Origin of the sequence: Rhodanobacter umsongensis, from assembly GCF_042654965.1 — a bacterium.
In the GTDB taxonomy this organism is placed as follows: Bacteria; Pseudomonadota; Gammaproteobacteria; order Xanthomonadales; family Rhodanobacteraceae; genus Rhodanobacter; species Rhodanobacter umsongensis.
Genome location: NZ_JBHSMK010000011.1, coordinates 94,167 through 117,054, shown reverse-complemented (window position 1 = coordinate 117,054; position 22,888 = coordinate 94,167). Strand labels below are relative to the sequence as shown.

The following is a 22,888-nucleotide window of genomic DNA, read 5'->3' as shown; positions in this document are numbered from 1 at the left end:
AGCCGCCATGACCCTGCTCAGCGTCAACCTCAACAAGATTGCCGTGCTGCGCAATTCGCGCGGCGGCAGCGAGCCCGACATCTGCCGGGCCGCACAGACCTGCATCGAGGCGGGGTGCGGCGGCATCACCGTGCACCCGCGGCCGGATCGGCGCCACGTGCGGCCGGACGACGTGCGCGCATTAGCCGCCATGCTGCGTGATCGCGTGGAGTACAACATCGAGGGTAATCCGTTCGCCGACCCCCGCGGGGACTATCCGGGCCTGCTCGCGCTGGCGCGCGAGGTGCGGCCGACCCAGGTCACCCTGGTGCCCGATGACGATGGCCAGGTTACCTCGGATCACGGCTTCGACCTGCGCCGCGACATCGCACGACTGCGGCCGCTGGTGGGAGAGCTGTGCGACCTCGGTTGCCGGGTCAGCCTGTTCGTCGATCCGGGCACCACCGATTTCGACCTGGCCGCGGTCATCGGCGTGCAGCGGATCGAGATCTATACCGGGCCCTATGCACAAGCGTTTGCTGACGGCCGGCCGGCCGCCGCGCTGGTGATCTGCGCCGACACCGCGCGACGCGCCCAGCAAGCCGGGCTGGCGGTGAACGCGGGACATGATCTGAGCCAGGCCAACCTCGGCACGTTCAAGGCGGCGATTCCGGGGCTGGCCGAGGTTTCGATCGGTCATGCGCTGATCGGCGAGGCGCTCTACGAGGGCCTTGCCACGACCGTGCGCAACTACCTGCAGATCCTGCGCTGAAAGGCTTCCGGAACGCCTCCCGGTGTTCCACTTGCGCAAAACCAGAACCCCCGCTCGAGGCGGGGGTTCTGGTTTTGCGGCTGGTGGATCGCGGGATCAGTTGCCTTCGGTGAAGCCAATCTTGGTGAGGTTGTAGCTCTTCGCATCGGCCAGCACGCGTGCCACGTACTGATAGGCGGCGGCGTCGTCAGCGGCGATCTGGATCTCCGGCTGATTGGTCTGCTGCGCGATCACGGCAAGTTGCGCCTTCAGACCCAGTTCGTCGACCGGGGTGTCGTTCCAGTAGAACGCGCCGGTCGGGTCGATCTTGAGGCGAATCGGCTCCAGCGGCGTCGGCGGATTGACGACATTCGGATTCGGCTGCGGCAGATCGACCTGGATCTTGTGGGCCAGGACGGGTGCCGTGATCATGAAGATGATCAGCAGCACCAGCATCACGTCGACCAGCGGCGTGACGTTGATCTCCGACATCGGTCCACTGGTATTGGTAGAAAAAGCCATCTCAGGTCACCCCTTCGGCGCGTCAGTGGTCATGAAGCCGACGTGGACCATGCCCGAGTCCTTGGCATTGCCGATGACCTTCTTCACGACCTTGAACTCGGTCGCCTTGTCCGCACGGATCTGCAGTTCGGGCTGTGGCGACTTCTGCGCGTTCACCGCCAGCTGCGCCCGCAACTCCGCCTCGGTCACCGGCTGATCATTGAGATACATGCTGCCGTCCTGCTTGACCGCGAGATCCAGGGGTGGCACCAGCACCTCCGACTCCTTGGTCTTGGGGTTGGCGGTGGGCAACTCGATCGTGATGGAGTGCGACATCAGCGGCGCCGTGATCATGAAGATGATCAGTAGCACCAGCATCACGTCGACCAGCGGCGTGACGTTGATTTCCGACATTGGACCGCCGGAATTGCCACCTAGGCTGACTGCCATGGGTCAATCCCTCACTTCTGGCTTTCGACGCGCGAACCGGTGGCGAAGAAGTCGTGCAGATCATGCGCGAACTCATCGAAACGGGCGTAGACCACGCGGTTTGAACGGCTGAAGAAGTTGTACGCGAACAGCGCCGGGATCGCGGCGAACAGACCGAACGCGGTCATGATCAGCGCCTCGCCCACGGGGCCTGCCACCGCGTTCATCGAGGCGTTGCCGGTGGCGGCGATGCCGATCAGCGCGTGATAGATGCCCCACACGGTGCCGAGCAGGCCGACGAACGGCGCCGCCGAGCCGACGGTAGCCAGCAAGGTCATGCCGCCTTCCAGACGCAGGCTTTCGCGAGCGACGGCTTGACGCAGAGCGCGGTCGATGAACTCGGAGCGACCCAGCGACTCGGCCAGGCGCCCGGTGGTGCCCGACGTGGTCTGCTGGTGATGGGCGACCGCCGAGGCGGCGTCGAGCGCGATCTTGGAGAACGGCTCGCTCTTGGGCTGGGCCTCCAGTTCGCGGATCGCGTCCTGAGTGGAGCCATTGCCCCAGAAGCCGTCAATCACCTTGTCGGCGCGGGCCTTGACTGTCGCGTTGCGAATGCCGTTGGCGATGATGAAGTACCACGACAGGAACGACATCACGACGAGCGTCACGAAGACGACCCAGCCGAGCCAGTCGAAGTTCTGCATCAGGTTGCCAAAACCCATCTGTTTCATGGCTTCGGCGTTGGTATTGCCACCCATGGCCTGTGCGGCATCGGTTGTTGCAGGAGTCTGTAGGAACATAACGCTACCCTAGGGAAGTCAAGCGTGAACTGTAAACCGTAACCGGATGACGCTGGTTACAGCTGATTGAGATTGAAGTTGACCGGAACGCGTGCGTACCCTTCAACTTTTTGTCCATTTCGAATGGTGGGATTGAAGCGCCAGCTGCGTGCGGCATCCATGGCTGCACGATCGAGTTCATGATAGCCGCTGGACTTGTCGACCTTGATGTCCTTCGGCGAACCATCAACACCCACCAGGATCATCAGTATCACCGTACCTTCGTGCCGTTGGCGAACAGCCTGCGGCGGGTACTTCGGCTGAAGACGACTGTTGTAGCTGAGGTCCGAACTGGCCGTGATCTCCGATGGCGGTGCCGGTGGCGCCGGTGGTGCCGGCGGCGGCGCCTGCACCGCATTCTGCGAGACTTCCTCCACCGGAGGTGGCGGGGTCGGCGGCGGCGGGGTCGGTGGCGGCTTGATCTGCTGGATGATCTTCGGCGGTGGCTGCTTCGGCGGCTCCGGCGGCGGCGGCGGCGGTGGTGGCGGCGGCGGCGGCGGCTCGATGAAGTTCACCTGGACGATGCGTTCCTTTTCCTTGTGATTCTGATTCGGCGGCGCCATGGGCGCCACGATCAACAGAAACGCAAAAGCATGCAGCCCAATGGCTACTGCAAGCGCCCAGGTTCGCTTCCAGCTAAATGGCTCGCGCCCGTTTTCTTCGTTACTTGAGGCCATCTGTCACTTGTCTGAAGCTGATCAATCGGAGAGAACGTTGCCGCAGGACGTACCACGAAACCGTCTGGATTATCTGGACGGAACTCGCCACTGGGGAGACGCGGGGAAAGGTTTTCAACGGTACAACAGCACATGACATTTGTATAGCTGTCCCGGGGCGAATGAATGGACGTCCATCCGCGCCATCGGCCATGTCGGGCCCAACTACTGTCAGCCGGCGCCGGCCTTCTTGAGCCACGCCTGGGCCTTCGCCGCTGTTTCCGGCTGCTGCGCTGCCTTCTTCATCGCAGTGATCGCCGCGGGCTTGTTCTTCAGTCCGCGCTCGGTTTCGGCGAGCAGCATGTAGGCGACGCCTTTCTGCTTGACGCCCTTGTCGATACCCTGCTGGATAAGACCCTTGGCTTGGCCGTACTTGTTCTCGCTCAACAGCAGTCGCCCAGCGCGCAGCGCGGGTTCGCCGTCCTTGGCCAGCGGTACCGCCTTGTTGTAGGCGTCGATTGCCGCACTGGTGTTGTTGGCGAGTTCGGCCGATTGGCCCAGCAAGACGTAGGTATCGGCACTGGGCTTGACCACCCCCTTGTTCATGCCGTCCTGGAGCACCTGGCCGGCCTTGATCGCGTTGGGTGCCGGATCGGAACTGTCCTGCCCGGTGATCAGATACATCTTCGCGAGGCTCACATAGTTCGCTTCGCTCTTGAACGCGCCATTGCCCCGGGCCTTTTCCAGCAACTGGATCGCTTCCGGGTACTTGTGCGCCTGCATCAGCACGGCCGCGGCATTGTTGAGCGCGGTCGGGTCATCGGGGTTGGCGGTAACCTGCTGCTGGGCCAGCGCCGCAGCCTTGTCATCCTGGCCGGACTCCGAATAGCTGGCCATCAGGATCTGGTTCCAGCTCGGTTCCGGTTTGTCGGTGAGCGACTTGGCCTTGTTGATTGCGGCGATCGCCTCGGGGTACTTGCCCAGCCGGTAGTCGGCATTGCCTTCGAGCGCATAGGAGGCCGCGGTTTCCTTCTTGCCTTCCGCGCGCCACTTGGCGAGGGTGTCCAGGGAAGCCTGATATTGCTCATCGGCCATCTGGAACTGCGCCAACATGTATTCGAGCTGGAAGTAGGTGTCGTTCGGCATCACGCCGAGCGCGAGCGATCGTTGCAGGAGGCCGATTGCACCCTTGGTGTCGTTGGCGTTGTACTTGAGGCTGGCCAGACCCTGCAGCGCCAGGGCCTGGGCGTACTTGCTCTTGCTGCCATCGACGATCGGCTGCAACAGTTGCTCGGCCTTCGCCTGATCGCCGGCAGCCACCGCGTCCAGCCCCTCGTTGAGGGCTTTCTGATCCTTGGCACTGGTCAGATCGAGTTTGGGAGCGACCCGGGTCGCGTTCGGGTATTGCACTTCCTGCTTGGGCTTGGTGTCGGAGCCGCGTGCCAATACCGGACTGCTGACGAGGCTGAGCAGCAGGGCTGCGCTGGCCAGCAAGGTTAACCCTGGGGCATGCTTCATGATGATCCTCGTATGTCGGGAGCGCGCGAAAGACGAACGCGCGGGGGTGGCGGAGCGTAACCTGAGGCGGCGGCTGATAACAAGTTGCACCGCCGCATCAAAGATCGTTGCAAATCAATAGCTTGTAGATTCCATTTGCGAAGACGGCGTGATTTGTCCTTTTCACCGACCCGCCGCACGGCATTCGCCGTGAGAACCCGGGATTCACCGCGGTGATGCCGTCGAAGGCAGCCGGCCAGCCATAGGGCGCCCGACCTGCCCAGGATTCAGATGTCCAGATTGGCCACCTTCAGCGCGTTCGCCTCGATGAAATCGCGGCGCGGCTCGACCGCTTCGCCCATGAGCATGGAGAACATCTGGTCGGCGGCGATCGCATCCTCGATACCGACCTGCAGCATACGCCGCGTTTCCGGGTTTACCGTGGTGTCCCACAGCTGTTCCGGATTCATTTCGCCTAGGCCCTTGAAGCGCTGGATGCTGCGCCCCTTCTTCGCCTCTTCCAGCAGCCAGTTGCGCGCTTCAACGAAACTCAGCACCCCGCGCGAAGCATTGCCCCGACGCGCCACCGCGTCGGGCTGGATGAGCCCGGCGATCTGCTGGCTGATCATCAGGATGGCGCGGTACTCGTTGCTGCTGAAGAAGGGCTGCGGCAGGAACCATGTATGGCTGAGCCCATGTTGCTCTTTTACCACTTCGATGGCCGCGGGCTGCTCGCCGGAGGCCGGACGCAGCAACATTCTGTAGTGCGGTTTGCCCAAGCCGCTGGCCGCGAGCCGCTGCGTCGCCGCCTCCAGCCATCCTTGCATGGCAGCCGGGTCACCCCACAGGGCGGGTTCCAGGGGCGTGTGTTCCAGCAAGGCGTTCAGCACGCCTGCGTCGAAGCGATGTGCCAGCTTGGCGATCTGATCGAGTGCTTGCTGATAGCCGCGCAACAGCTTCTCCAGCGCTTCGCCGGCGATCGGGGGCGCGTCCGGGCTGTAGGTGAGCGTGGCGTTGTCAACGGCGCTGGAGATCAGGTAGTCGTTCAGCGCCGTGTCGTCCTTGATGTACAGCTCCTGCTTGCCCTGCTTCACCTTGTACAACGGCGGCAAGCCGATGTAGATGTGGCCGCGCTCGATAAGTTCGGGCATTTGCCGGTAGAAGAAGGTCAGCAGCAGGGTGCGGATATGCGAGCCGTCGACATCCGCATCGGTCATCAGGATGATTCGGTGGTAGCGCAGCTTATCGGGGTTGTACTCGTCCTTGCCGATGCCGGTGCCCAACGCGGTGATCAGCGTGCCGACCTCGGCCGATGCCAGCATGCGGTCGAAGCGCGCCTTCTCGACGTTGAGTATCTTGCCCTTCAGCGGCAGCACAGCCTGGGTCTTGCGGTTGCGACCCTGCTTGGCCGAGCCGCCGGCGGAGTCGCCCTCGACCAGGAACAGTTCGCACAGCGCCGGATCTTTTTCCTGGCAGTCGGCCAGTTTGCCGGGCAGGCCCGCAATGTCCAGCGCGCCCTTGCGCCGGGTCATCTCCCGCGCCTTGCGCGCGGCTTCGCGGGCGCGCGCCGCATCGACGACCTTGGAGGCGATCGCCTTGGCTTCATTCGGGTGCTCGAGCAGGAATTCGCCGAGTTTCTCGTTGACGACCTGCTCCACCACCGTCTTGACCTCGGACGAGACCAGTTTGTCCTTGGTCTGCGAGGAGAACTTCGGGTCGGGCACCTTGACCGACAACACCGCGATCATGCCCTCGCGCATGTCGTCGCCCGAGAGCGATCCCACCTTGGCGGTCCTGGCCAGGCCCGACTTCTCGATGTAGCCCTGCAACGAACGGGTCAGCGCGGCCCGGAAGCCGGTCAGATGGGTGCCGCCGTCGCGCTGCGGGATGTTGTTGGTGAAGCAATACATCGACTCCTGGTAGGAGTCGGTCCACTGCATCGCCACTTCCACCACGATGCCATCCTGCTCGGCCGTCAGGCTGATCACGTTGGGGTGCAGTGCAGTCTTGAGCTGCGCCAGATGCTGCACGAACGAGCGGATGCCGCCTTCGTAGGCAAACGTGTCCTGGCGACCTTCGGCGCGCTCGTCCTTCAGCTCGATGGTGACGCCCGAGTTGAGGAACGCCAGTTCGCGCAGGCGCTTGGCCAGGATGTCGTAATGGAACTCGATGTTGCTGGTGAACGTGGCCGGGCTGGGCCGAAAGCGCACCAGGGTGCCGCGCTTGGTCGTCGGTCCGACCACCTTGAGCGGATACAACGGCTCGCCCAGGGAATACTCCTGCTGGTGCTCCTGGCCGCCGCTGTAGATCGTCAGCCACAGGTGGTCGCTGAGGGCGTTCACTACCGACACGCCTACACCATGCAGGCCGCCGGAGACCTTGTACGAGTTGGCGTCGAACTTTCCGCCCGCGTGCAGCACCGTCATCACCACTTCGGCGGCTGAGCGGCCCTCTTCCGGATGGATGTCGACCGGAATACCCCGGCCGTTGTCGCTGACGCTGACCGAACCGTCCTCAAGAATGACGACTACCACCTTGTCGCAATAGCCGGCCAGCGCTTCATCGATCGCGTTGTCCACGACTTCAAACACCATGTGATGCAGGCCGGTGCCGTCATCGGTATCGCCGATGTACATGCCGGGGCGCTTGCGCACCGCTTCCAGGCCCTTCAGAACCTTGATGTTGCTGGAGTCGTAATGGGATTCGTTGAGAGGTTCGTTCATGCGTTGACCGTTTCCTGACGCCGTGACCCGCCCGAAACGGCGTCATGAAAAGCCGGGCAAGGGTTATGCAATCTTTGGGAGATGCAACCTTTTGATTATAGCAGGCGCGTCACTTGGCCTTGTTCCACGTGGAACACCCGCGAGGGCACGTTGGTCAATGCCTGCGGCATTTCGGTTCCCGTGAGCAGGACCTGCGCCCCAGCCGCAACCAGCTGGGCGACCACTGCACCCTGATGGGCCTGATCCAGTTCGGAGGCGAGGTCATCCAGACACACGATAGGCCATTCGCCGCGGTGCTCCGCGTACAGCTCGGCTTGCGCCAGCAGGCAGGCCAGCGCGGTGAGCTTTTCCTGACCGCGTGACAGGTGTTCTCGCAGCGGGGCGTGCTCGAACGCAATCGACCAGTCCGCGCGATGGGCGCCCGCAGTGGTGTGGCCGCGCGCCCGGTCCCTGCCCCGCTGAGCCCGCAACTGCTGGGTCAGGTCCTGGTCATCGGACCATCCCCGACGGTAGCGCAGATCGAGCTCACCCAGTTCCGGCAGCAGGCCGGTCACACTTGCTCGCAGTTTGGGTCGCAACAGATCCAGATACGCCTGACGCTGTCGATCGATGTGCGCGCCGGACAATGCCAGCTCCGCCTCCCAAGGCTCGAACAGCTCGTCGGCAGGCATCGACGGCGACCGAAGGAGACTATTGCGCTGCTTCAGGGCTCGCTGATGGCGACGCCAATGCGATAGGAAGTCATGTTCCACGTGGAACACGCCCCAATCGAGAAAACGGCGACGCTCCTCGGCGGCGCCCGCGATCAGCGCGTGCGAACCGGGCTCGAAACAGACCACCGCACACTCGCGCACCAGCTGACCGATGGCGACGTTGACGCCTTCCACCCTGGCTTCCCAGCGGATTCCGCTCCGGCCGAGCCCCACCCGACAGACGCGATCATCGGCGTGACGGACTTCAGCGAACACCGATAGTCGGGCGGCCCCACGCGATAACAGAGCCTCCCTGGCGCCACTACGAAACGAGCGTGCATGCGATAGCAGGAAGGCCGCCTCGAGGATGCTGGTCTTGCCCGCCCCGTTGGCGCCCACGAAAAGATTGATTGCGGGGTCAAGCTCAACATCGGCATCCGTGATGCAGCGCAAACCCTGCATGCGCAGTTGTTCCAGCCTCACGCGACGGGTACCCACAAGCAGCAACGCCGGAGTTCCTGCGTGGAACCCCGGCGTTGCCTGTGTTTGTTGCGCGTGGCAAACGACATGCGGGCCCGGTCAGAGCCGCAGCGGCATGATCACGTGTCGGGCGTGCTCGTTGTCGTGCTCCTGGACCAGGCAGCTGGACTGGGCATCCCGCAGGCTGAGCCTGGCTTTGTCTCCACGCAGGGCCGCCAAGGCATCGAGCAGGTAGCCGACATTGAAGCCGACCGCCAGATCCGACACATGAGTTTCGGCCTCGACTTCCTCGACTGCTTCTTCCTGCTCCGGATTGTGCGCAACGATGCGCAGCTTGCCCGGCGACAGCTCCAGTCGCACGCCACGGTACTTCTCGTTGGACAGAATCGCGGCACGCTGCAAGGCGCCGCGCAGGACCTCGCGGTCCAGAGTGGCAGTCTTGTCCGCGCCGAGCGGAATCACCGCCTCATAATCGGGAAAGCGGCCGTCGATCAGCTTGGAGGTAAACACCACGTCGCCGCGGCGGACACGCAGGTGGTTGCGCCCGAACTCCAGTTCCACCTGACCGTCCCCGGTTTCCAGCAAGCCGACCAGTTCGTTGACGCCCTTGCGCGGAATGATGATCTGCCGACGCGTGGTAACCGAGCTCTGCAGCTGGGTCTCCTTCATCGCCAGACGATGGCCGTCGGTTGCGACGCAACGCAGCGTGTGTTCCTGCAGATCCAGCAACATGCCGTTCAAGTAATAGCGTACGTCCTGGTTCGCCATCGCGAAGGCGGTGCGCTCCATCAGATCGCGCAGGGCCTCCTCCGGCAAGCTCACCTTCTCCACCAGTTCGATCTCGTCGACCGTGGGAAACTCGCTGGCGGGCAAGGTCGTCAGCGTGAAACGGCTGCGCCCGGCGTTGAGGGCGACGCGGTCGCCATTGAGCTTCAGCTCGATCCGGGCGCCATCGGGCAACGCGCGCACGATATCGAATAATTTGCGCGCCGGGATGGTGATCTCGCCGTCGACCAGCTTTTCAGCGTCCGCCGTGGCGACCATCTCCACTTCAAGATCGGTACCCGTAAGCGACAATCTGCCACCACCTACCTTGACCAGCAGATTCGCCAGCACGGGCAGAGTCTGGCGGCGTTCCACCACACCGACGACCTGCTGTAGCGGTTTGAGCAGAGCTTCTCTTTGAATGCTGAATTGCATGGCTTTGCTTCCCCTATACCTGCTGTTCTGTCTTTAAAAGAAGTTTAGTAGTTGTTGTAGGCACTGTGGGTAACTTTTAAATATGAAATTTCTATTTACAATCAATAACATGAACGAAATTTAAGTTGTGGCCCCGGAGGCTGGCTGGCTGTGGGCCATTTGTGGATAACTTGCCAGGCCGATCCATCCACCCATTATCCACAGCTTGGCGCACCGGTTATCCATAAACTTTGGCGTCCGCACGGAATCAGCCGGTCAGTATGCGGATCAGCTGTTCCCAGTCCTGGCGCATGCGTGGATCGGTCTCGATAAACTTGCGGATCGTCTTGCAGGCGTGCATCACCGTGGTGTGGTCGCGCCCGCCGAACGCTTCGCCGATCTCCGGCAGGCTGTGTTCGGTCAGTTCCTTCGACAGTGTCATCGCGATCTGCCGAGGACGCGCCAGCGAGCGCACGCGACGTTTGGACAGCAGGTCCTGCAAGCGTACGTTGAAGTACTCGGCGGTCACTTTCTGGATGTTGGGGACGGTGATGGCCTGGGCATGCGTCGCGAGCAGATCGCGCAGCGTTTCCTCGGCGAAATCGGTGGTGATCGGCTTGCCGTAGAAATTCGCGCGGGCCGCGAGCGTATTCAGCGCGCCCTCCAGATCGCGCACGTTGGAGCGGATGCGCTTGGCCAGCAGCATCGCCACGTTTTCATCCACGGCCACGCCCTTCTCGTGTGCCTTGGCCAGCAGGATCGCGGCGCGCGTCTCGAAATCCGGTGGCTCGATCGCCACGCTCAAGCCCCAGCCCAGGCGTGATTTCAGCCGCGGCTCCAGCTTGTCCACCTCCTTCGGGTAGCGATCGCAAGTCAGGATGATCTGCTGCTTGGACTCGAACAGCGCGTTGAAGGTGTGGAAAAACTCTTCCTGCGTGGTGTCCTTGCCGGCGAAGAACTGGATGTCGTCGATCAGCAACGCGTCGACCGAGCGGAAGCGCCGCTTGAACTCGTCCATGCTCTTGGCGCGCAAGGCCTCGATCATCGAGCCGACGAACTGTTCCGAACGCAGATACATGACCTTGAAATCGGGGTTGCGCTCGCGCATCAGGTTGCCGGCCGCATGCATCAAATGAGTCTTGCCCAGTCCGGTGCCGCCGTACAGCAACAACGGGTTGTAGGCGCGGCCGGGGTTGGTCGCCACCTGCATGGCGGCGGCCTTGCCCAGCTGGTTCGACTTCCCCTCGACGAAGGTCTCGAAGGTGTAGTGGGGGTCCAGGTTGTGTGCAAACGGCACTGCCGGCGCGGTCGCGGCGCGGGCTACCGGCGCGGCTGCCTGCTTGCCGGGCACCGGCGGCCGCGCCGAATTGGAGCCCACATCCAGGCGTACCGGCCAGGCCGTGCCATGCAGTTGCTGCAGCACCGTCTCGATCCGCGTCAGATAGCGCTCGCGCACGGTGTCCAGGGTGTAGGAATTGGGCGCGAACAGCTGCAGGCCGCCGGCATCGTCGCGCGCCTGCAATGGCATCAACCAGGTATGCAGGTCTTCGGCGCTGACATCGCCTTCGAGGCGCTCAAGGCAGCGCCGCCACAGATCACTCATGAATAAAATAGCCACAGCTTCGGGGCGCGTGCGCGCGGGGATGGGCTAGTCTAGCAGCCGGTGCCGGCATCGCCGGGCAGGATATCCACAAGGCTATCCACAGCTTTGCCGCTGGCGTCATTTGACAGCACCGGCGAATACCCCACATACTTTCCAACCTTTTTATCCACATTCCCTTCGGAGTAAGCCATGAAGCGGACCTTCCAGCCCAGCAAGCTCAAGCGCGCTCGCACGCACGGTTTCCGTGCCCGTATGGCCACCGCCGACGGTCGCAAGATCCTCAATGCCCGTCGCGCCAAGGGCCGCAAGCGCCTGATCCCGTAAACAGGGCGAGCGTGATGTCCAGCGCCGGGTTTCCGCGCGATGCGCGGTTGCGGCGGCCAAGTGACTTTGCCGCCTTGCGGACAAGCAGCGGACGCGCAGGCGGCCGCTGTTTTCATATGCGTTATCGCGACAACGATCTGGGTCACGCGCGGCTCGGCCTGGCGATCTCCAAACGCGTTTCCAAACGTGCGGTCGAGCGCAACCGCATCAAGCGATTGCTGCGCGAATCGTTCCGGCGCGTGCGTCATCAACTGCCGGCGGTCGACCTGATGGTGATGGCGCGCGAGCAGGCCGCCGGCGTCCCCGGCGCGCAACTGTTGATCGAGATCGACGGGCTGTGGAAAAAGCTGCTGGCGAGCCGGCCCGCGACGTCCGCACCATTGAAGCCGGCTGACGACACCACCACAATCGTCCGTTGACCTTTTCCTTTCCTGTCTCCGCGGCGTTGGCATGTGTCGTGGCGTTACCCGGATCTGCTACGCGATGAATCAAACGCGCACCTTTCTCTTGTTTGCCCTGATGGCCGTGGCCTACCTGCTGTTCATCGCCTGGGAGAAGGACTACGCGCCGCCGCCGGCCCGGCCCACGGCCGCCGGCGCGAGCAGCGCGGCCATCCCGTCGGCGGACGGCAGCGTGCCAGGTGCCATCCCTAGCGCGAGCCCTGCCGCAGCGACGGCTGCCGGCCCCGCGATCGCCGCCGCCACGCACGCCGGACAAATGCCTTCGCAACTGATCAGCGTCGATACCGATGTACTGCACCTGCTCGTGGACACGCGCGGCGGCAGCGTGGTGCATGCGGATCTGCTGGCGTATCCGAAAGCGCCGCGTGCGCACAAGCAGCCGAACCCGCCGCCGACCGTACTGCTGGCCAACGACGAGGCGCACTTCTTCGTGGCGCAAAGCGGCCTGGTCAGCAGCAGCGATACCGCGCCGCAGGATCAGCCGAATCATCAGGCGCTGTTCCAGAGCGCCCAAACGACCTACGCGCTGCCCGACGGCCAGAACGAACTCCATGTCGAGCTGACCTGGCAGGATGCTGCCGGCCTGAAGGTCACCAAGACCTACAGCTTCCGACGCGGCAGCTACGTGATCGGCGTGAGCCAGCGCATCGACAATGGGGCGGCACAGACATGGCAGGGCAATGCCTATCAGCAATTGCTTCGGGTCGAGCCACCGCATACCGGCAACTGGCTGACCAATATGTCCAACCCGGAGTCGCGCAGCTTCCAGGGTGCCGCCTGGTACACCGGCGAGAAGTTCGAGAAGCTGCCGTTCAAGGATTTCACCGAGCCGAAGGACCGGCTGGACAGCCAGATCAAGGGTGGCTGGGCGGCGATGCTGCGGTTGTACTTCTTCGCCGCATGGATTCCGCCGACCGACCAGACCGACCACTACGTCACCGAAACAATCAACCCCGACAGCGCACAACCGCGTTATCTGATCCGCGCCGTCGGTCCCGCCCTGAGCGTGGCGCCGGGTCAGAGCATCACCAGCCAGTCGCGCCTGTACCTCGGGCCGAATGTTCAGGGCACTCTGGACGTGATCGCGCCCGGACTGGACCTGACCATCGACTACGGCATGTTCAAGATCATTGCCGTGCCAATGCACTGGGTGCTGTCGCAATTCCACGCGATCAGCAAGAACTGGGGACTGGCAATCATCCTGCTGGTGCTGCTGATCAAGGGTGTGACCTGGAAGCTCACCGCGGTGCAGTACAAGTCCAGCGCCAAGATGCGCAAGCTGGCTCCGCGCATCCAGGCGCTGAAGGAGCGCTACGGCGACGACAAGGTCAAGATGCAGCAGGCCACCATGGAGCTGTACAAGAAGGAGAAGGTCAACCCGATGGGCGGCTGCCTGCCGGTGCTGATCACCATGCCGGTGTTCTATGGTCTTTATTACGTCCTGACCTACAGCCTGGAACTGCGTCATGCCGCGTTCCTGTGGATTCCCGACCTGAGCGCACCCGATCCGTTCTACATCCTGCCGGTCATCTATGCGCTGGTGATGCTGGGCACGCAATGGCTCAATCCGGTTGCCGCGGGCATGGATCCGGCCCAGGCGAAGATGATGAAGGTGATGCCGTTGCTGTTCACGGTGATGTTCGCGTTCTTCCCCGCCGGGCTGTGTCTCTACTATGCGGTCAACGGTCTGGTCGGTCTGGGCCAGCAGTGGTGGGTCACCCATCACGTGGATCGCGAGCAGGACGTGGCCAAGGCCGTCTGATTCCGATCCATTCAGACGCCCGCAATCAGCCGCGATCGGGCGACCGTCGCGGCTGACTTCGTTTAGAGTCCATCCGCCATGGTTGAGCACACCACCGACACGATCGCCGCGATTGCCAGCGCGCCCGGCGCGGCTGGCGTGGGCGTGGTGCGCGTATCGGGCCCGGGCGCTCCCGCGATCGCGCGGGTCTTGCTCGGTCGCATGCCGCAGCCGCGCCACGCGCATTTCGCGGCCTTCCGCGACGGCGCGGGTGAACTCATCGATCGCGGCCTGCTGCTGCATTTCCCGTCACCGGCCTCGTATACCGGCGAGCACGTGCTGGAACTGCAGGGCCATGGCAGCGCCGTGCTGCTGGATCTGCTGCTGCGCCGCGTGTGCGAACTCGGTGCGCGACTGGCGCGGCCCGGCGAGTTCACCGAACGCGCCTTCCTCAACGGCAAGCTCGACCTGGCCCAGGCCGAAGCCGTCGCTGACCTGATCGCGGCGCGTTCGCACGCCGCCGCGCGTGCCGCGCTGCAATCAATGGAAGGTGTGTTCTCGCGCAAGGTCGAGGTGCTGCTGCAATCGCTGATCGCGCTGCGTGTGCACATCGAGGCCGCGATCGACTTCCCCGAAGAGGAAATCGACTTCCTCGCCGACCCCGCCATCGGCCAGCAACTGCAGGCCGTGCGCAGCGAACTGGCCGAGCTGTTGCGTGAAGCGCAACGCGGCCTGCGCCTCAACGACGGTCTGCGCGTGGCGATCATCGGCCGCCCCAACGCAGGCAAGTCCAGCCTGCTCAATGCGCTGGCCGGCAGCGACCGTGCCATCGTCAACGCTGCCGCCGGCACCACCCGCGACGTACTGCGCGAAGCGCTCAGTCTCGACGGCATTGCGCTGGAACTGGCCGATACCGCCGGCCTGCGCGACACCGATGATGAAGTCGAACGCGAAGGCGTGCGCCGCGCCCGCGGCGAACTGCAGCGCGCCGACGTGGCGCTGCTGGTCAGTGATGCCGAACACGCCGACGCCGACCTCGCTTTCTTGACGCCATTGCCGGCAGAGATCGAGCGCGTGGTGCTGATCAACAAGATCGACCGCGACGGCCTCGCCCCGCACAGCGAGAAGCGTGGCCACGCGCGCTGGCTGTGGGCTTCCGCCAAGACCGGTGCCGGTCTCGAGTCCCTGCGCGACCACCTCAAGCATCTGGCTGGCGCGGGCAGTGGCGAAGGCATCTTCAGCGCGCGCCGCCGGCACGTAACGGCATTGCAGCAAGTTGCCGCGCATCTCGACCAGGCCGCCCACGCGCTGGCCGGAAGCCGCGCCGGCGAACTCGCCGCCGAGGAACTACGCCAGGCCCAGCGCGCACTCGGCGAAATCACCGGCAGCTACTCCAGCGATGACCTTCTCGGCGCCATCTTCGGCAGCTTCTGCATCGGCAAATGAGGCAGGGTTTCGGCCCATTGCGTCATCGGTCATCCGGTCGACGCATGGACGTCCAACCCCACACTGCCTTTTTGTTGGAGAAGTCCCGGCTGCGAATGCGGCGGATCGAAATCCACACACTCAATGGATCAGGCCAGCGCGATACCTGCCGTCGTCGTACGCCATCGGCAACCAGGCGTAACGCAAGGCCGGCCCCGCTCCCGCAGGCATGGGGGCGACAACCATCTCCCGGGCATACTGGCGCAAGGCCAGTCCCAATGGCGGGTCCGGCACTGCATCCAGCAACCACATGTCGGCGAGCGAGCCGTCCCGATTGAACGCAAGCAGATAGTCGGCAAAGCCCGCGCGGGGTGCGAGACGACCGCTCGGCGGCAGGAAGGCCTTTGATTCTGGCCAAGGCATCAGGCCATTTGGGGCGGAGGCGCCGCCATTGCCCGCCCTGATTGCGGCGTCGTTCGACGCAATGAAACTGTTCACATCGCTCATGATTTCCGGCATCGTCGATCGTCCGAGCTTGTCGGCAATACGCTGTACCAGCTCTGCCGCGTAGCCGTGGTGCGGGCGTACGCCGTGAGGCAGCAGCAGCTCGTAATGGCCGTATATCTGCGCCCAGTTCATCGCCTCTCGATACTCGTGCATCGCCAGTTCGACCTCGGCCATCTTGGCCATAGCCCGAACACTGCCACGCGTGGCGGCGTTGCCCAGATACAGGCTGGCCTTGATCAAGTCACGCGGCACGAATGAGCCATGCGCGTGTTCGCCCATGTGATAAAGCGAACCCAGCAAATACAGTTCGTGCTGGTTGCCCGTCGCCTGAGCCGCCTGCTCGATCCGGGACAACGCCTGTTGCCGCTGCGCGGTCGGGATGCTGTCGTTCAGCACCTGCGCCCAGGACGCATCGAGAGCGGCTTCATCCGGTGCGGCAGCGCCGACCGGAGGTTGCGTTGTGCCCGCGGCGGCGACTGCGATGTTTTGGCAGGGAACGAGAAGCATCGCCAGGACGATGACGAGGGTGGGCCGGTACGCCTGTCTCATCGTGCGGTCTCCTTACCGCCGGTTGTATCGGCGGTGAAGCTCACTTTACTGCGCCAGCAGGTGCTCCACCTCATGCAGGCGCGGCATGCCGGCCTGCGCGCCGAGCTTGCCCACCGACAGCGCAGCCGCGGCGCAGGCTTTGCGCACGGCTTGGGGCAGGCCCTCGTGCAGGAACACGGCGAGCGCGGCGTTGAAGGTATCGCCGGCGCCGGTACTGTCGACCACCTCGACCTTGAAGCCGGGTTGATGGATCGGCTCGCCTTGCTCGCGGTACCAGGCGCCGTCGCCGCCGCGGGTAAGCACGACGGGGCACGGCGCACGCTGCATCAGGGAGCGGAAATCCTCGCCGGGACCGGCACCGAGCAGGATCGCCAGCTCGTGCTGGTTCGGGGTGACGTATCGGGCGAGCCGCAGCCAGTCGGTGGGCAGTTGCTGCGCGGGCGCGGGATTGAGGATCACCGGCACGCCCAGGCGCTGGCCGAGGCGCAGCGTGGCTTCGACGGTCTCCAGCGGGATCTCCATCTGCACCAAGACGACATCGGCGCGTGCGATCAGCGCATGCGCCCGTTCGACCTGCGCGGGGGTGACCCGCGCGTTGGCCGCAGGCACCACGATGATCTGGTTTTCGCCACCCGCGACGGTGATCGACGCGGTGCCGCTGGCGCAGCCGTCGAGCATGACGAGGTGGTCGAGATCGATGTTCTCCGCGGCCAGGCCGTCGCGCAGCTGCCGGCCGAACGCGTCATCGCCGATGGCACCGACCAGTGCCACTTCCCCGCCAAGACGCGCCGCGGCCACAGCCTGGTTGGCACCCTTGCCACCGGGTAGGGTGAAAAAATGTTCGCCGAGGATCGTCTCGCCGGGGCCGACGAAACGCGGCGCCTGGGTGACGAGATCCATGTTGATGCTGCCGACGACGGCGATGCGTGTCATCTGTTGAGTCCTGCCCTGGTGCTGGCTTCGCTGCGGAAGGGCAAGCTTAACCGTTGGCGCGATGGCGCCGAAACCGCCGCCGGCGGCACGGTGGGCCGCGCCGGACGATGCGAAGAGCGGCCCCTGCGTTGCAGGAGCAGGGTTTCAGGGCGAGGGCACGCGACCGATGCCGGTATCGCCGGGCAGCAGCTCCGGCGCGGGACCCGCCACGGCCAGCAGCGACTGCGCGTAGCTGTCCTCGATGCTGACGGTGGACACTTCATCCCAGCCGAAAAACGAGGCCTCGCGCATCCACTCCGCGTCGGGGCTGAGTTCCTGCATGTTGAAACCGTCTTCCTCGACGCTGACCAGCCGGCCGATGTAGCAGACCTCGGCCTCGTCTTCGCTGTCCACGTGCACGCCAATCACCGGCGCCTGCGCGCCAGCGGCCTGGATCACTTCGCGGATGTTGTCCAGCGGAAAGCCACGCGGCGGCCGCGGCAGGATGTGTTTCAACGCCAGCGCCTTCTCGAAGAAGACGTGGTGCTTGTCCGGCGCCTCCAGTTCGGAAATGTCGCGGTGGCGCATCACGTACATGCCGTCGTAGGTGATGCCGTCGCCGACGACCCACAACAGAAAGAATTCCCGGCCGACGCCGCCCACGTAACCGCAGAAGCTGCCGTGTTCGAGATCCTCGCGCCACAGCCGCACCAGCGTCTGCTGCTGCTGGGCTTCGCGCAACTGGGCGCGCAGGCCGGTGTTTTTCAGTTCGATGATATTGCTCACAGTATCCATTTTATCAGATGGCGCCGACCGGCTTGTTAGGGCTCACGGGTCACAGGATGTAGCGGCTGAGGTCTTCGTTCTGGACCAGGCTGCCCAGTGTTTTGTCCACCAGTTCGGCGTCGATCTGGTATTTTTCGCCGGACTTGTCCGCGGCCTCATAGGAGATCTTTTCCAGCAGGCGTTCCATTACCGTATGCAGCCGGCGCGCGCCGATGTTCTCGGTGCGTTCGTTCACCTGGAACGCCACCTCGGCCAGCCGGTCGACGCCGCTGTCGGTGAAAGTGAGGCCGACGCCCTCGGTGGCCAGCAGCGCGGTGTACTGCTTGGTCAGCGCGTTGTGCGGCTCGCGCAGGATCCGCTTGAAATCGTCCACGCTGAGCGCGGACAGCTCCACACGGATCGGCAGGCGGCCCTGGAGTTCGGGGATCAGGTCGGACGGCTTGGCCAGCGAGAACGCGCCCGAGGCGATGAACAGCATGTGGTCGGTCTTGATCGGGCCGTACTTGGTCGACACGGTGGAGCCCTCCACCAGTGGCAAGAGGTCGCGCTGCACACCTTCGCGGCTGACCCCGGCGTGGCCGTGGTCGCCGCGCTGGGCGACCTTGTCGATCTCGTCGATGAACACGATGCCATTCTGCTCGGCGGCCTCCATCGCCTGCGCGCGGACCTCCTCGTCGTTGAGCAGCTTGCCGGCTTCCTCGTCGATCAGCAGCGGCCGCGCCAGCTTGATCGCCAGCTTGCGCTGCTGGGTCTTGGCGCCACCGATGCTCTGGAACATCTGCCGCAGCTGGGCGCCCATCTCCTCCATGCCGGGCGGCGACATGATCTCCACGCCCACGTTCATGGCGAAATCCAGCTCGATCTCGCGCTCGTCCAGCGCACCTTCCCGCAACTGCTTGCGCAGCTTGTGGCGGGTCTCGTTCTCGATGGCAGGTGCGGGCGCGTCATGGCTCCAGTCGGTCGGCGTCTGGCGCCGCGGCAACAGCGCGTCGAGGATGCGGTCCTCGGCACGATCTTCGGCTTGCGTGCGGACGCGCTTGGCCGCCTGCTCGCGAGTCAACTTGTACGCCACGTCGGCGAGATCCCGGATGATCGATTCGACGTCCTTGCCGACGTAACCCACCTCGGTGAACTTGGTCGCTTCCACCTTCACGAACGGCGCGTTCGCCAGCGTGGCCAGGCGCCGAGCGATCTCGGTCTTGCCCACGCCGGTGGGTCCGATCATCAGGATGTTCTTGGGCGTGACCTCGTTGCGCATGCCAGGCTCCAGCTGCATGCGCCGCCAGCGGCTGCGCAGCGCCACCGCCACCGCGCGCTTGGCGTCGTGCTGGCCAATGATGTAGCGATCGAGTTCGTTGACGATTTCGCGGGGAGTGAGTTCGGACATGGGCTGCGCCGGGATTCGTTAGGGGGTCGGGATTCGTGACGCTGTGGGACGGCGGGTTCCGGCGAGGCGAACCCCGCCACTCCGATTCACAGTTCCTCGATCGACACGTTGTGGTTGGTGTAGATGCAGATGTCGCCGGCGATCTTCAGCGCCTTTTCCACGATGGCGCGCGCATCCAGTTCGGTGTTGTCGAGCAGCGCCATCGCCGCCGACTGCGCGAACGGGCCGCCGGAACCGATCGCGATCAGGCCGTGCTCGGGTTCCACCACGTCGCCGTTGCCGGAGATCAGCAGCGACACGTCCTTGTCCGCCACCGCCAGCATCGCCTCGAGCTTGCCGAAGCGGCGATCGGTGCGCCATTCCTTGGCCATCTCCACGGCGGCGCGGGTGAGGTTGCTGTTGTGTTTTTCCAGCTTCTGCTCGAACAGTTCGAACAACGTGAACGCATCGGCGGTGGCGCCGGCAAAACCGGCCACCACGTCACCCGCCTTGCCGAGCCGGCGCACCTTGCGCGCATTGCCCTTCATCACCGTATTGCCCAGCGTGACCTGGCCATCGCTGCCGATCACGACGCGGCCTTCGCGACGCACGCAGACGATGGTGGTGGCGTGAAACGATTCCATGGAAGCTCCGCGAGATGACTTGAACCGACGACATGGGGCCGTGGTGGTTTCGCTTCAATGTCGATGGAAGCTACGCGCCGATGTCACTACGGGGGGTAAGGCCGGGCCTGGGCCCGTTACGGCTTGCGCTTCGCCCTTGGGTGCGCTGCGTCGTAAACCTTGGCCAGGTGCTGGAAATCCAGATGGGTGTAGATCTGCGTGGTGGCGATGTCCGCGTGGCCGAGCAATTCCTGCACCGCGCGCAGGTCGCCGGAGGACTCCAGCATGTGGCTGGCGAACGTATGGCGCAGCAGATGCGGATGGATGTGCTTCGGGATGCCCTGCTGCAGCGCCAGCGTGTTCATGCGCAGCTGCACCGTGCGGGGGTTGATCGGCGCACCACCGCGACCGCGGAAGACCGGGCCATCGGCCGGCATGCCGGTTTCCGCGCCGAGTGCGCGCAGCGCGGCAATCGCGTGGCGACCGACCGGCACGATGCGGGTCTTGCTGCCCTTGCCGAGCACGCGCACTTCGCCGCCGTCCAGATCCAGATCGATCCAGCGCAGGCCAACCAGCTCGGACAGACGCAGCCCGCTGGAATAGAACAGCTCCAGCATCGCGCGGTCACGCAGCGCCAGCTTGCCGCCGCTGTCGGTCTCGACCAGCGCGGCGGCCTCGTCCACGTCGAGCACCTGCGGCAGCTTGCGGCGCACCTTGGGGCCGCGCACGCCGAGCATCGGCTCGCTGGCCAGCGAGCCCTCGCGGCGGAGTTGGCGAAACAGGCTGCGGCAGGACGACAGCAGCCGCTGCAGACTCTTCGGCGCCAGTCCGCTGCGGTGTTCGGCGGCGACAAAGGCGCGCATCCGGTTCGCATCCAGCGCATCGAACGAAGCCAGCTCCTGTGCATGCATGAATCGCAGCAGCTTGGCCAGGTCGCGGCGGTAGCCGGCTACCGTGTGCGGCGAGGCGTGTCGTTCGTCGGCCAGGCGCGCCAGCCATTGCTCGACCTGTGCTTCGGGCGTCATCGCCGGCTCAGGAGAGATCCCGCGAGCGCGCCAACGCGGCGGTGATGGTGGCGGAGATCATCTTCAGGAACAGCGTGCCCATGCCAGGCTGGAAGCGATCCGGATCGTGGCTGCCGATCGCCAGCATGCCGGAGTCGCCCAGCCGCATCATCGCCACCGAACGGATCTGCGTGGCCGTGGCGCCGAACAGGCGCTCCAGTTTCTCGGCCGACAGCCGGCCGGAGACCGGCTCGTTCTGTTCGAGAAACTCGGCAAACTCCGGCAGTGCTTCGGGACCGCGCACCTGCTGCAACCATTCGGCGCGCGGCAGTTGCGGTTCGTCGTCGAACAGCACCAGACGCACCTGCTCGGTGTGGAAATCCGCGCTGAGCTTGGCTACGACGCTGCGCGCGGTTACCTCCATCGTGTTGGCGCGCAGCAGCGCCACGGTGAGCGCATGCACGCGCTCCATCAGCTGCTCGTTCTCGGCGGCGATCCCGATCAGTTCGGCCAGCCGGCGCTCCAGCTCCGCGTTCTTGTCGCGCAGGCTCTGCAGTTGATAGACCGCCAGCGACGACACCGCGCCCTGCTCGCGCGGCATGGTGAGTTTGGCGGCCAGGTCGGGATACTCGCTGAGAAACTCCGGATGGCGTTTCAGGTAGGCGGCGACCACGCGGGCCTGGGTGGCGTCGTCGAGCAGCGTTGTTGCGGTCATGCAGGGGTATCCTCGAACCAGGGCGGACACGCGGGAAAGCGTGCCGTCGGGCTGGAGTGTGCGATGGACGCGGGCGCGCTTCAACCGCCGCGTCAGGCGGGGCGGCCCGGAACGGTCCAATCGCCCTCGAAGACGAACGCGGCCGGACCGGTCATCCACAGCGTGTGGCCGGGGCCGCTCCAGTCGATCTGCAGGGTGCCGCCGGGCAATTCGACCTGCACGCGATCGTCGACCTCGCCGCGCTGATGCAGCACCGCCATGGCGGCGCAGGCACCGGTGCCGCAAGCCTGCGTCCAGCCTGCGCCGCGCTCGTGCACGCGCAGGCGCAGATGGCCTCGATCGCGCTGCTGCACGAAGCCGGCATTGACGCCTTGCGCGAAGCGCTCGTGGTGCGACAGCAGCGGACCGAGCCGTGCCAGCGCCGGATCGTCCAGGTCGTCCACCACCATCACCGCATGCGGATTGCCCATCGACACCGCGCCGATCTGCAGCGTGTCCTCGCCGACGCGGATGTCGTGGCGATCTGCCGCCGCTTCGGCCGCGAACGGAATCCGCGCCGGCTCGAACCGCGGCTCGCCCATGTCCACGGCGACTTCGTTGGCGCCGAGCAGGCGTACTGTCACCGGGCCGGACGGGCTCTGGATCCGCACGCTGTCACCGAGCGCCAGCGCGCCGGCGCGATGCAGCCACGCCGCCACGCAGCGCACGCCGTTGCCGCACTGGCCGGATGGCGAACCGTCCCCATTCCAGATGCCGTAATAGAACGCGCACGATGCATCGCGCGGCGGCTCAACGCTCAGCAGCTGATCGAAGCCGACACCGGTGTGGCGGTCGGCCAGCGCGCGGATCTGCGCCTCGTCCAGCGCGAAGCCATCGCGCCGGCAATCCAGCACGACAAAGTCGTTGCCGATGCCGTGCATTTTCGAAAAGTGCAGCTGCATGGCGAGAGCGCGTTCAGTGCTGGCTGTCGGCAGGCGTGTCGACGGTGGCCGCGGCGGCCGGCGCGGCGGATTGCGCCGGGGCCGGCACCGCAGCCGGCCTGGCCGGTGGCAGCGTCAACGGACCCTTGTTGCCGCAACCGGCAAGCGTGGCGACAACGAGACAAAGCGGCAGCAGCAGGAGGGATCGGCGCATGGCGAGGGTTCC

At 64.8% G+C, this 22,888-nt stretch carries 24 protein-coding genes; 5 read left to right on the top strand and 19 right to left on the bottom strand.

What is annotated here, in order from left to right:
* Positions 1–7 precede the first annotated feature (7 nt).
* Positions 8–751 (top strand): pyridoxine 5'-phosphate synthase, encoded by a 744-nt coding sequence (locus ACFPME_RS17270; protein ID WP_377306933.1) that lies wholly within the window; start codon positions 8–10, stop codon positions 749–751.
* A gap of 96 nt (positions 752–847) precedes the next feature.
* Here the strand turns inward: ACFPME_RS17270 and ACFPME_RS17265 are convergent, their stop codons facing one another.
* From ACFPME_RS17265 to ACFPME_RS17220, 10 genes are all read right to left on the bottom strand, one after another.
* Positions 848–1,252: an ExbD/TolR family protein gene (locus ACFPME_RS17265; protein ID WP_377306932.1), complete on the bottom strand. Its 405-nt coding sequence runs from the start codon at positions 1,250–1,252 to the stop codon at positions 848–850.
* A 6-nt stretch (positions 1,253–1,258) separates the two neighbouring features.
* Positions 1,259–1,681, bottom strand: coding sequence for an ExbD/TolR family protein (locus tag ACFPME_RS17260; protein WP_377306931.1), 423 nt, complete (start codon positions 1,679–1,681; stop codon positions 1,259–1,261).
* A gap of 11 nt (positions 1,682–1,692) precedes the next feature.
* On the bottom strand, positions 1,693–2,418 hold the full coding sequence (locus ACFPME_RS17255) for a MotA/TolQ/ExbB proton channel family protein (RefSeq protein ID WP_377306991.1): 726 nt from the start codon (positions 2,416–2,418) through the stop codon (positions 1,693–1,695).
* A gap of 98 nt (positions 2,419–2,516) precedes the next feature.
* On the bottom strand, positions 2,517–3,062 hold the full coding sequence (locus ACFPME_RS17250) for an energy transducer TonB (RefSeq protein ID WP_417715026.1): 546 nt from the start codon (positions 3,060–3,062) through the stop codon (positions 2,517–2,519).
* Between the two features lie 324 nt (positions 3,063–3,386).
* Positions 3,387–4,673, bottom strand: coding sequence for a tetratricopeptide repeat protein (locus ACFPME_RS17245; protein WP_377306929.1), 1,287 nt, complete (start codon positions 4,671–4,673; stop codon positions 3,387–3,389).
* A 266-nt stretch (positions 4,674–4,939) separates the two neighbouring features.
* On the bottom strand, positions 4,940–7,375 hold the full coding sequence (gene gyrB, locus ACFPME_RS17240) for a DNA topoisomerase (ATP-hydrolyzing) subunit B (protein ID WP_377306928.1): 2,436 nt from the start codon (positions 7,373–7,375) through the stop codon (positions 4,940–4,942).
* A gap of 95 nt (positions 7,376–7,470) precedes the next feature.
* Positions 7,471–8,550 (bottom strand): DNA replication/repair protein RecF, encoded by a 1,080-nt coding sequence (gene recF, locus ACFPME_RS17235; RefSeq protein WP_377306990.1) that lies wholly within the window; start codon positions 8,548–8,550, stop codon positions 7,471–7,473.
* Positions 8,551–8,646: 96 nt separating this feature from the next.
* Complete coding sequence (dnaN, locus tag ACFPME_RS17230; RefSeq protein WP_377306927.1) at positions 8,647–9,747, bottom strand: DNA polymerase III subunit beta; 1,101 nt, start codon at positions 9,745–9,747, stop codon at positions 8,647–8,649.
* Between the two features lie 247 nt (positions 9,748–9,994).
* Positions 9,995–11,329, bottom strand: coding sequence for a chromosomal replication initiator protein DnaA (gene dnaA, locus ACFPME_RS17225; RefSeq protein ID WP_377306926.1), 1,335 nt, complete (start codon positions 11,327–11,329; stop codon positions 9,995–9,997).
* 50 nt (positions 11,330–11,379) lie between these two features.
* Positions 11,380–11,520 (bottom strand): hypothetical protein, encoded by a 141-nt coding sequence (locus ACFPME_RS17220; RefSeq protein ID WP_377306925.1) that lies wholly within the window; start codon positions 11,518–11,520, stop codon positions 11,380–11,382.
* Here ACFPME_RS17220 and rpmH point away from each other — a divergent pair.
* From rpmH to mnmE, 4 genes are all read left to right on the top strand, one after another.
* Entirely contained in the window at positions 11,519–11,653 is a 135-nt protein-coding gene (rpmH, locus tag ACFPME_RS17215; protein ID WP_008211413.1) for a 50S ribosomal protein L34, read from the top strand. The genes ACFPME_RS17220 and rpmH overlap by 2 nt on opposite strands.
* A gap of 14 nt (positions 11,654–11,667) precedes the next feature.
* Complete coding sequence (gene rnpA, locus ACFPME_RS17210; RefSeq protein ID WP_377306924.1) at positions 11,668–12,072, top strand: ribonuclease P protein component; 405 nt, start codon at positions 11,668–11,670, stop codon at positions 12,070–12,072.
* 64 nt (positions 12,073–12,136) lie between these two features.
* Positions 12,137–13,876, top strand: coding sequence for a membrane protein insertase YidC (gene yidC / locus ACFPME_RS17205; RefSeq protein WP_377306923.1), 1,740 nt, complete (start codon positions 12,137–12,139; stop codon positions 13,874–13,876).
* A gap of 78 nt (positions 13,877–13,954) precedes the next feature.
* Positions 13,955–15,301: a tRNA uridine-5-carboxymethylaminomethyl(34) synthesis GTPase MnmE gene (gene mnmE / locus ACFPME_RS17200; RefSeq protein WP_377306922.1), complete on the top strand. Its 1,347-nt coding sequence runs from the start codon at positions 13,955–13,957 to the stop codon at positions 15,299–15,301.
* A gap of 120 nt (positions 15,302–15,421) precedes the next feature.
* Here mnmE and ACFPME_RS17195 read toward each other — a convergent pair whose 3' ends face one another.
* The 9 genes from ACFPME_RS17195 to lptM form a co-directional block, all read right to left on the bottom strand.
* Complete coding sequence (locus ACFPME_RS17195) at positions 15,422–16,336, bottom strand: hypothetical protein (RefSeq protein WP_377306921.1); 915 nt, start codon at positions 16,334–16,336, stop codon at positions 15,422–15,424.
* 45 nt (positions 16,337–16,381) lie between these two features.
* Positions 16,382–17,269 (bottom strand): ribokinase, encoded by an 888-nt coding sequence (gene rbsK, locus ACFPME_RS17190; RefSeq protein WP_377306920.1) that lies wholly within the window; start codon positions 17,267–17,269, stop codon positions 16,382–16,384.
* A gap of 144 nt (positions 17,270–17,413) precedes the next feature.
* On the bottom strand, positions 17,414–18,043 hold the full coding sequence (locus ACFPME_RS17185; protein WP_377306919.1) for a hypothetical protein: 630 nt from the start codon (positions 18,041–18,043) through the stop codon (positions 17,414–17,416).
* Between the two features lie 40 nt (positions 18,044–18,083).
* Positions 18,084–19,421 carry an ATP-dependent protease ATPase subunit HslU gene (gene hslU / locus ACFPME_RS17180; RefSeq protein ID WP_377306918.1) on the bottom strand — a complete coding sequence of 446 codons (1,338 nt, stop codon included), beginning with the start codon at positions 19,419–19,421 and terminating at the stop codon, positions 18,084–18,086.
* An 86-nt stretch (positions 19,422–19,507) separates the two neighbouring features.
* Positions 19,508–20,044 carry an ATP-dependent protease subunit HslV gene (hslV, locus tag ACFPME_RS17175; protein ID WP_377306917.1) on the bottom strand — a complete coding sequence of 179 codons (537 nt, stop codon included), beginning with the start codon at positions 20,042–20,044 and terminating at the stop codon, positions 19,508–19,510.
* A 116-nt stretch (positions 20,045–20,160) separates the two neighbouring features.
* Positions 20,161–21,048: a tyrosine recombinase XerC gene (gene xerC, locus ACFPME_RS17170; protein ID WP_377306915.1), complete on the bottom strand. Its 888-nt coding sequence runs from the start codon at positions 21,046–21,048 to the stop codon at positions 20,161–20,163.
* Between the two features lie 7 nt (positions 21,049–21,055).
* Positions 21,056–21,742, bottom strand: a complete 687-nt coding sequence (locus tag ACFPME_RS17165) for a DUF484 family protein (protein WP_377306914.1) — start codon at positions 21,740–21,742, stop codon at positions 21,056–21,058.
* A gap of 92 nt (positions 21,743–21,834) precedes the next feature.
* Entirely contained in the window at positions 21,835–22,683 is an 849-nt protein-coding gene (gene dapF / locus ACFPME_RS17160; RefSeq protein WP_377306913.1) for a diaminopimelate epimerase, read from the bottom strand.
* A gap of 13 nt (positions 22,684–22,696) precedes the next feature.
* The gene (gene lptM / locus ACFPME_RS17155; protein ID WP_377306912.1) at positions 22,697–22,876 is read right to left on the bottom strand and encodes an LPS translocon maturation chaperone LptM; all 180 of its coding nucleotides are present in this window, start codon (positions 22,874–22,876) and stop codon (positions 22,697–22,699) included.
* Positions 22,877–22,888: the final 12 nt, after the last annotated feature.

Bases quoted from the DNA above. Each gene is read 5' to 3' on its own strand.
- rpmH (WP_008211413.1), top strand. From the start codon at position 11,519: ATGAAGCGGACCTTCCAGCCCAGCAAGCTCAAGCGCGCTCGCACGCAC.
- rbsK (WP_377306920.1), bottom strand. From the start codon at position 17,269: ATGACACGCATCGCCGTCGTCGGCAGCATCAACATGGATCTCGTCACC.
- ACFPME_RS17270 (WP_377306933.1), top strand. From the start codon at position 8: ATGACCCTGCTCAGCGTCAACCTCAACAAGATTGCCGTGCTGCGCAAT.
- dnaA (WP_377306926.1), bottom strand. From the start codon at position 11,329: ATGAGTGATCTGTGGCGGCGCTGCCTTGAGCGCCTCGAAGGCGATGTC.
- yidC (WP_377306923.1), top strand. From the start codon at position 12,137: ATGAATCAAACGCGCACCTTTCTCTTGTTTGCCCTGATGGCCGTGGCC.
- rnpA (WP_377306924.1), top strand. From the start codon at position 11,668: ATGTCCAGCGCCGGGTTTCCGCGCGATGCGCGGTTGCGGCGGCCAAGT.
- lptM (WP_377306912.1), bottom strand. From the start codon at position 22,876: ATGCGCCGATCCCTCCTGCTGCTGCCGCTTTGTCTCGTTGTCGCCACG.
- ACFPME_RS17165 (WP_377306914.1), bottom strand. From the start codon at position 21,742: ATGACCGCAACAACGCTGCTCGACGACGCCACCCAGGCCCGCGTGGTC.
- hslU (WP_377306918.1), bottom strand. From the start codon at position 19,421: ATGTCCGAACTCACTCCCCGCGAAATCGTCAACGAACTCGATCGCTAC.
- ACFPME_RS17265 (WP_377306932.1), bottom strand. From the start codon at position 1,252: ATGGCTTTTTCTACCAATACCAGTGGACCGATGTCGGAGATCAACGTC.
- gyrB (WP_377306928.1), bottom strand. From the start codon at position 7,375: ATGAACGAACCTCTCAACGAATCCCATTACGACTCCAGCAACATCAAG.
- ACFPME_RS17255 (WP_377306991.1), bottom strand. From the start codon at position 2,418: ATGGGTGGCAATACCAACGCCGAAGCCATGAAACAGATGGGTTTTGGC.
- ACFPME_RS17195 (WP_377306921.1), bottom strand. From the start codon at position 16,336: ATGAGACAGGCGTACCGGCCCACCCTCGTCATCGTCCTGGCGATGCTT.
- hslV (WP_377306917.1), bottom strand. From the start codon at position 20,044: ATGGAATCGTTTCACGCCACCACCATCGTCTGCGTGCGTCGCGAAGGC.
- ACFPME_RS17250 (WP_417715026.1), bottom strand. From the start codon at position 3,062: ATGGCGCCGCCGAATCAGAATCACAAGGAAAAGGAACGCATCGTCCAG.
- ACFPME_RS17260 (WP_377306931.1), bottom strand. From the start codon at position 1,681: ATGGCAGTCAGCCTAGGTGGCAATTCCGGCGGTCCAATGTCGGAAATC.
- xerC (WP_377306915.1), bottom strand. From the start codon at position 21,048: ATGACGCCCGAAGCACAGGTCGAGCAATGGCTGGCGCGCCTGGCCGAC.
- mnmE (WP_377306922.1), top strand. From the start codon at position 13,955: ATGGTTGAGCACACCACCGACACGATCGCCGCGATTGCCAGCGCGCCC.
- dapF (WP_377306913.1), bottom strand. From the start codon at position 22,683: ATGCAGCTGCACTTTTCGAAAATGCACGGCATCGGCAACGACTTTGTC.
- dnaN (WP_377306927.1), bottom strand. From the start codon at position 9,747: ATGCAATTCAGCATTCAAAGAGAAGCTCTGCTCAAACCGCTACAGCAG.
- ACFPME_RS17245 (WP_377306929.1), bottom strand. From the start codon at position 4,673: ATGAAGCATGCCCCAGGGTTAACCTTGCTGGCCAGCGCAGCCCTGCTG.
- ACFPME_RS17220 (WP_377306925.1), bottom strand. From the start codon at position 11,520: ATGGCTTACTCCGAAGGGAATGTGGATAAAAAGGTTGGAAAGTATGTG.
- ACFPME_RS17185 (WP_377306919.1), bottom strand. From the start codon at position 18,043: ATGGATACTGTGAGCAATATCATCGAACTGAAAAACACCGGCCTGCGC.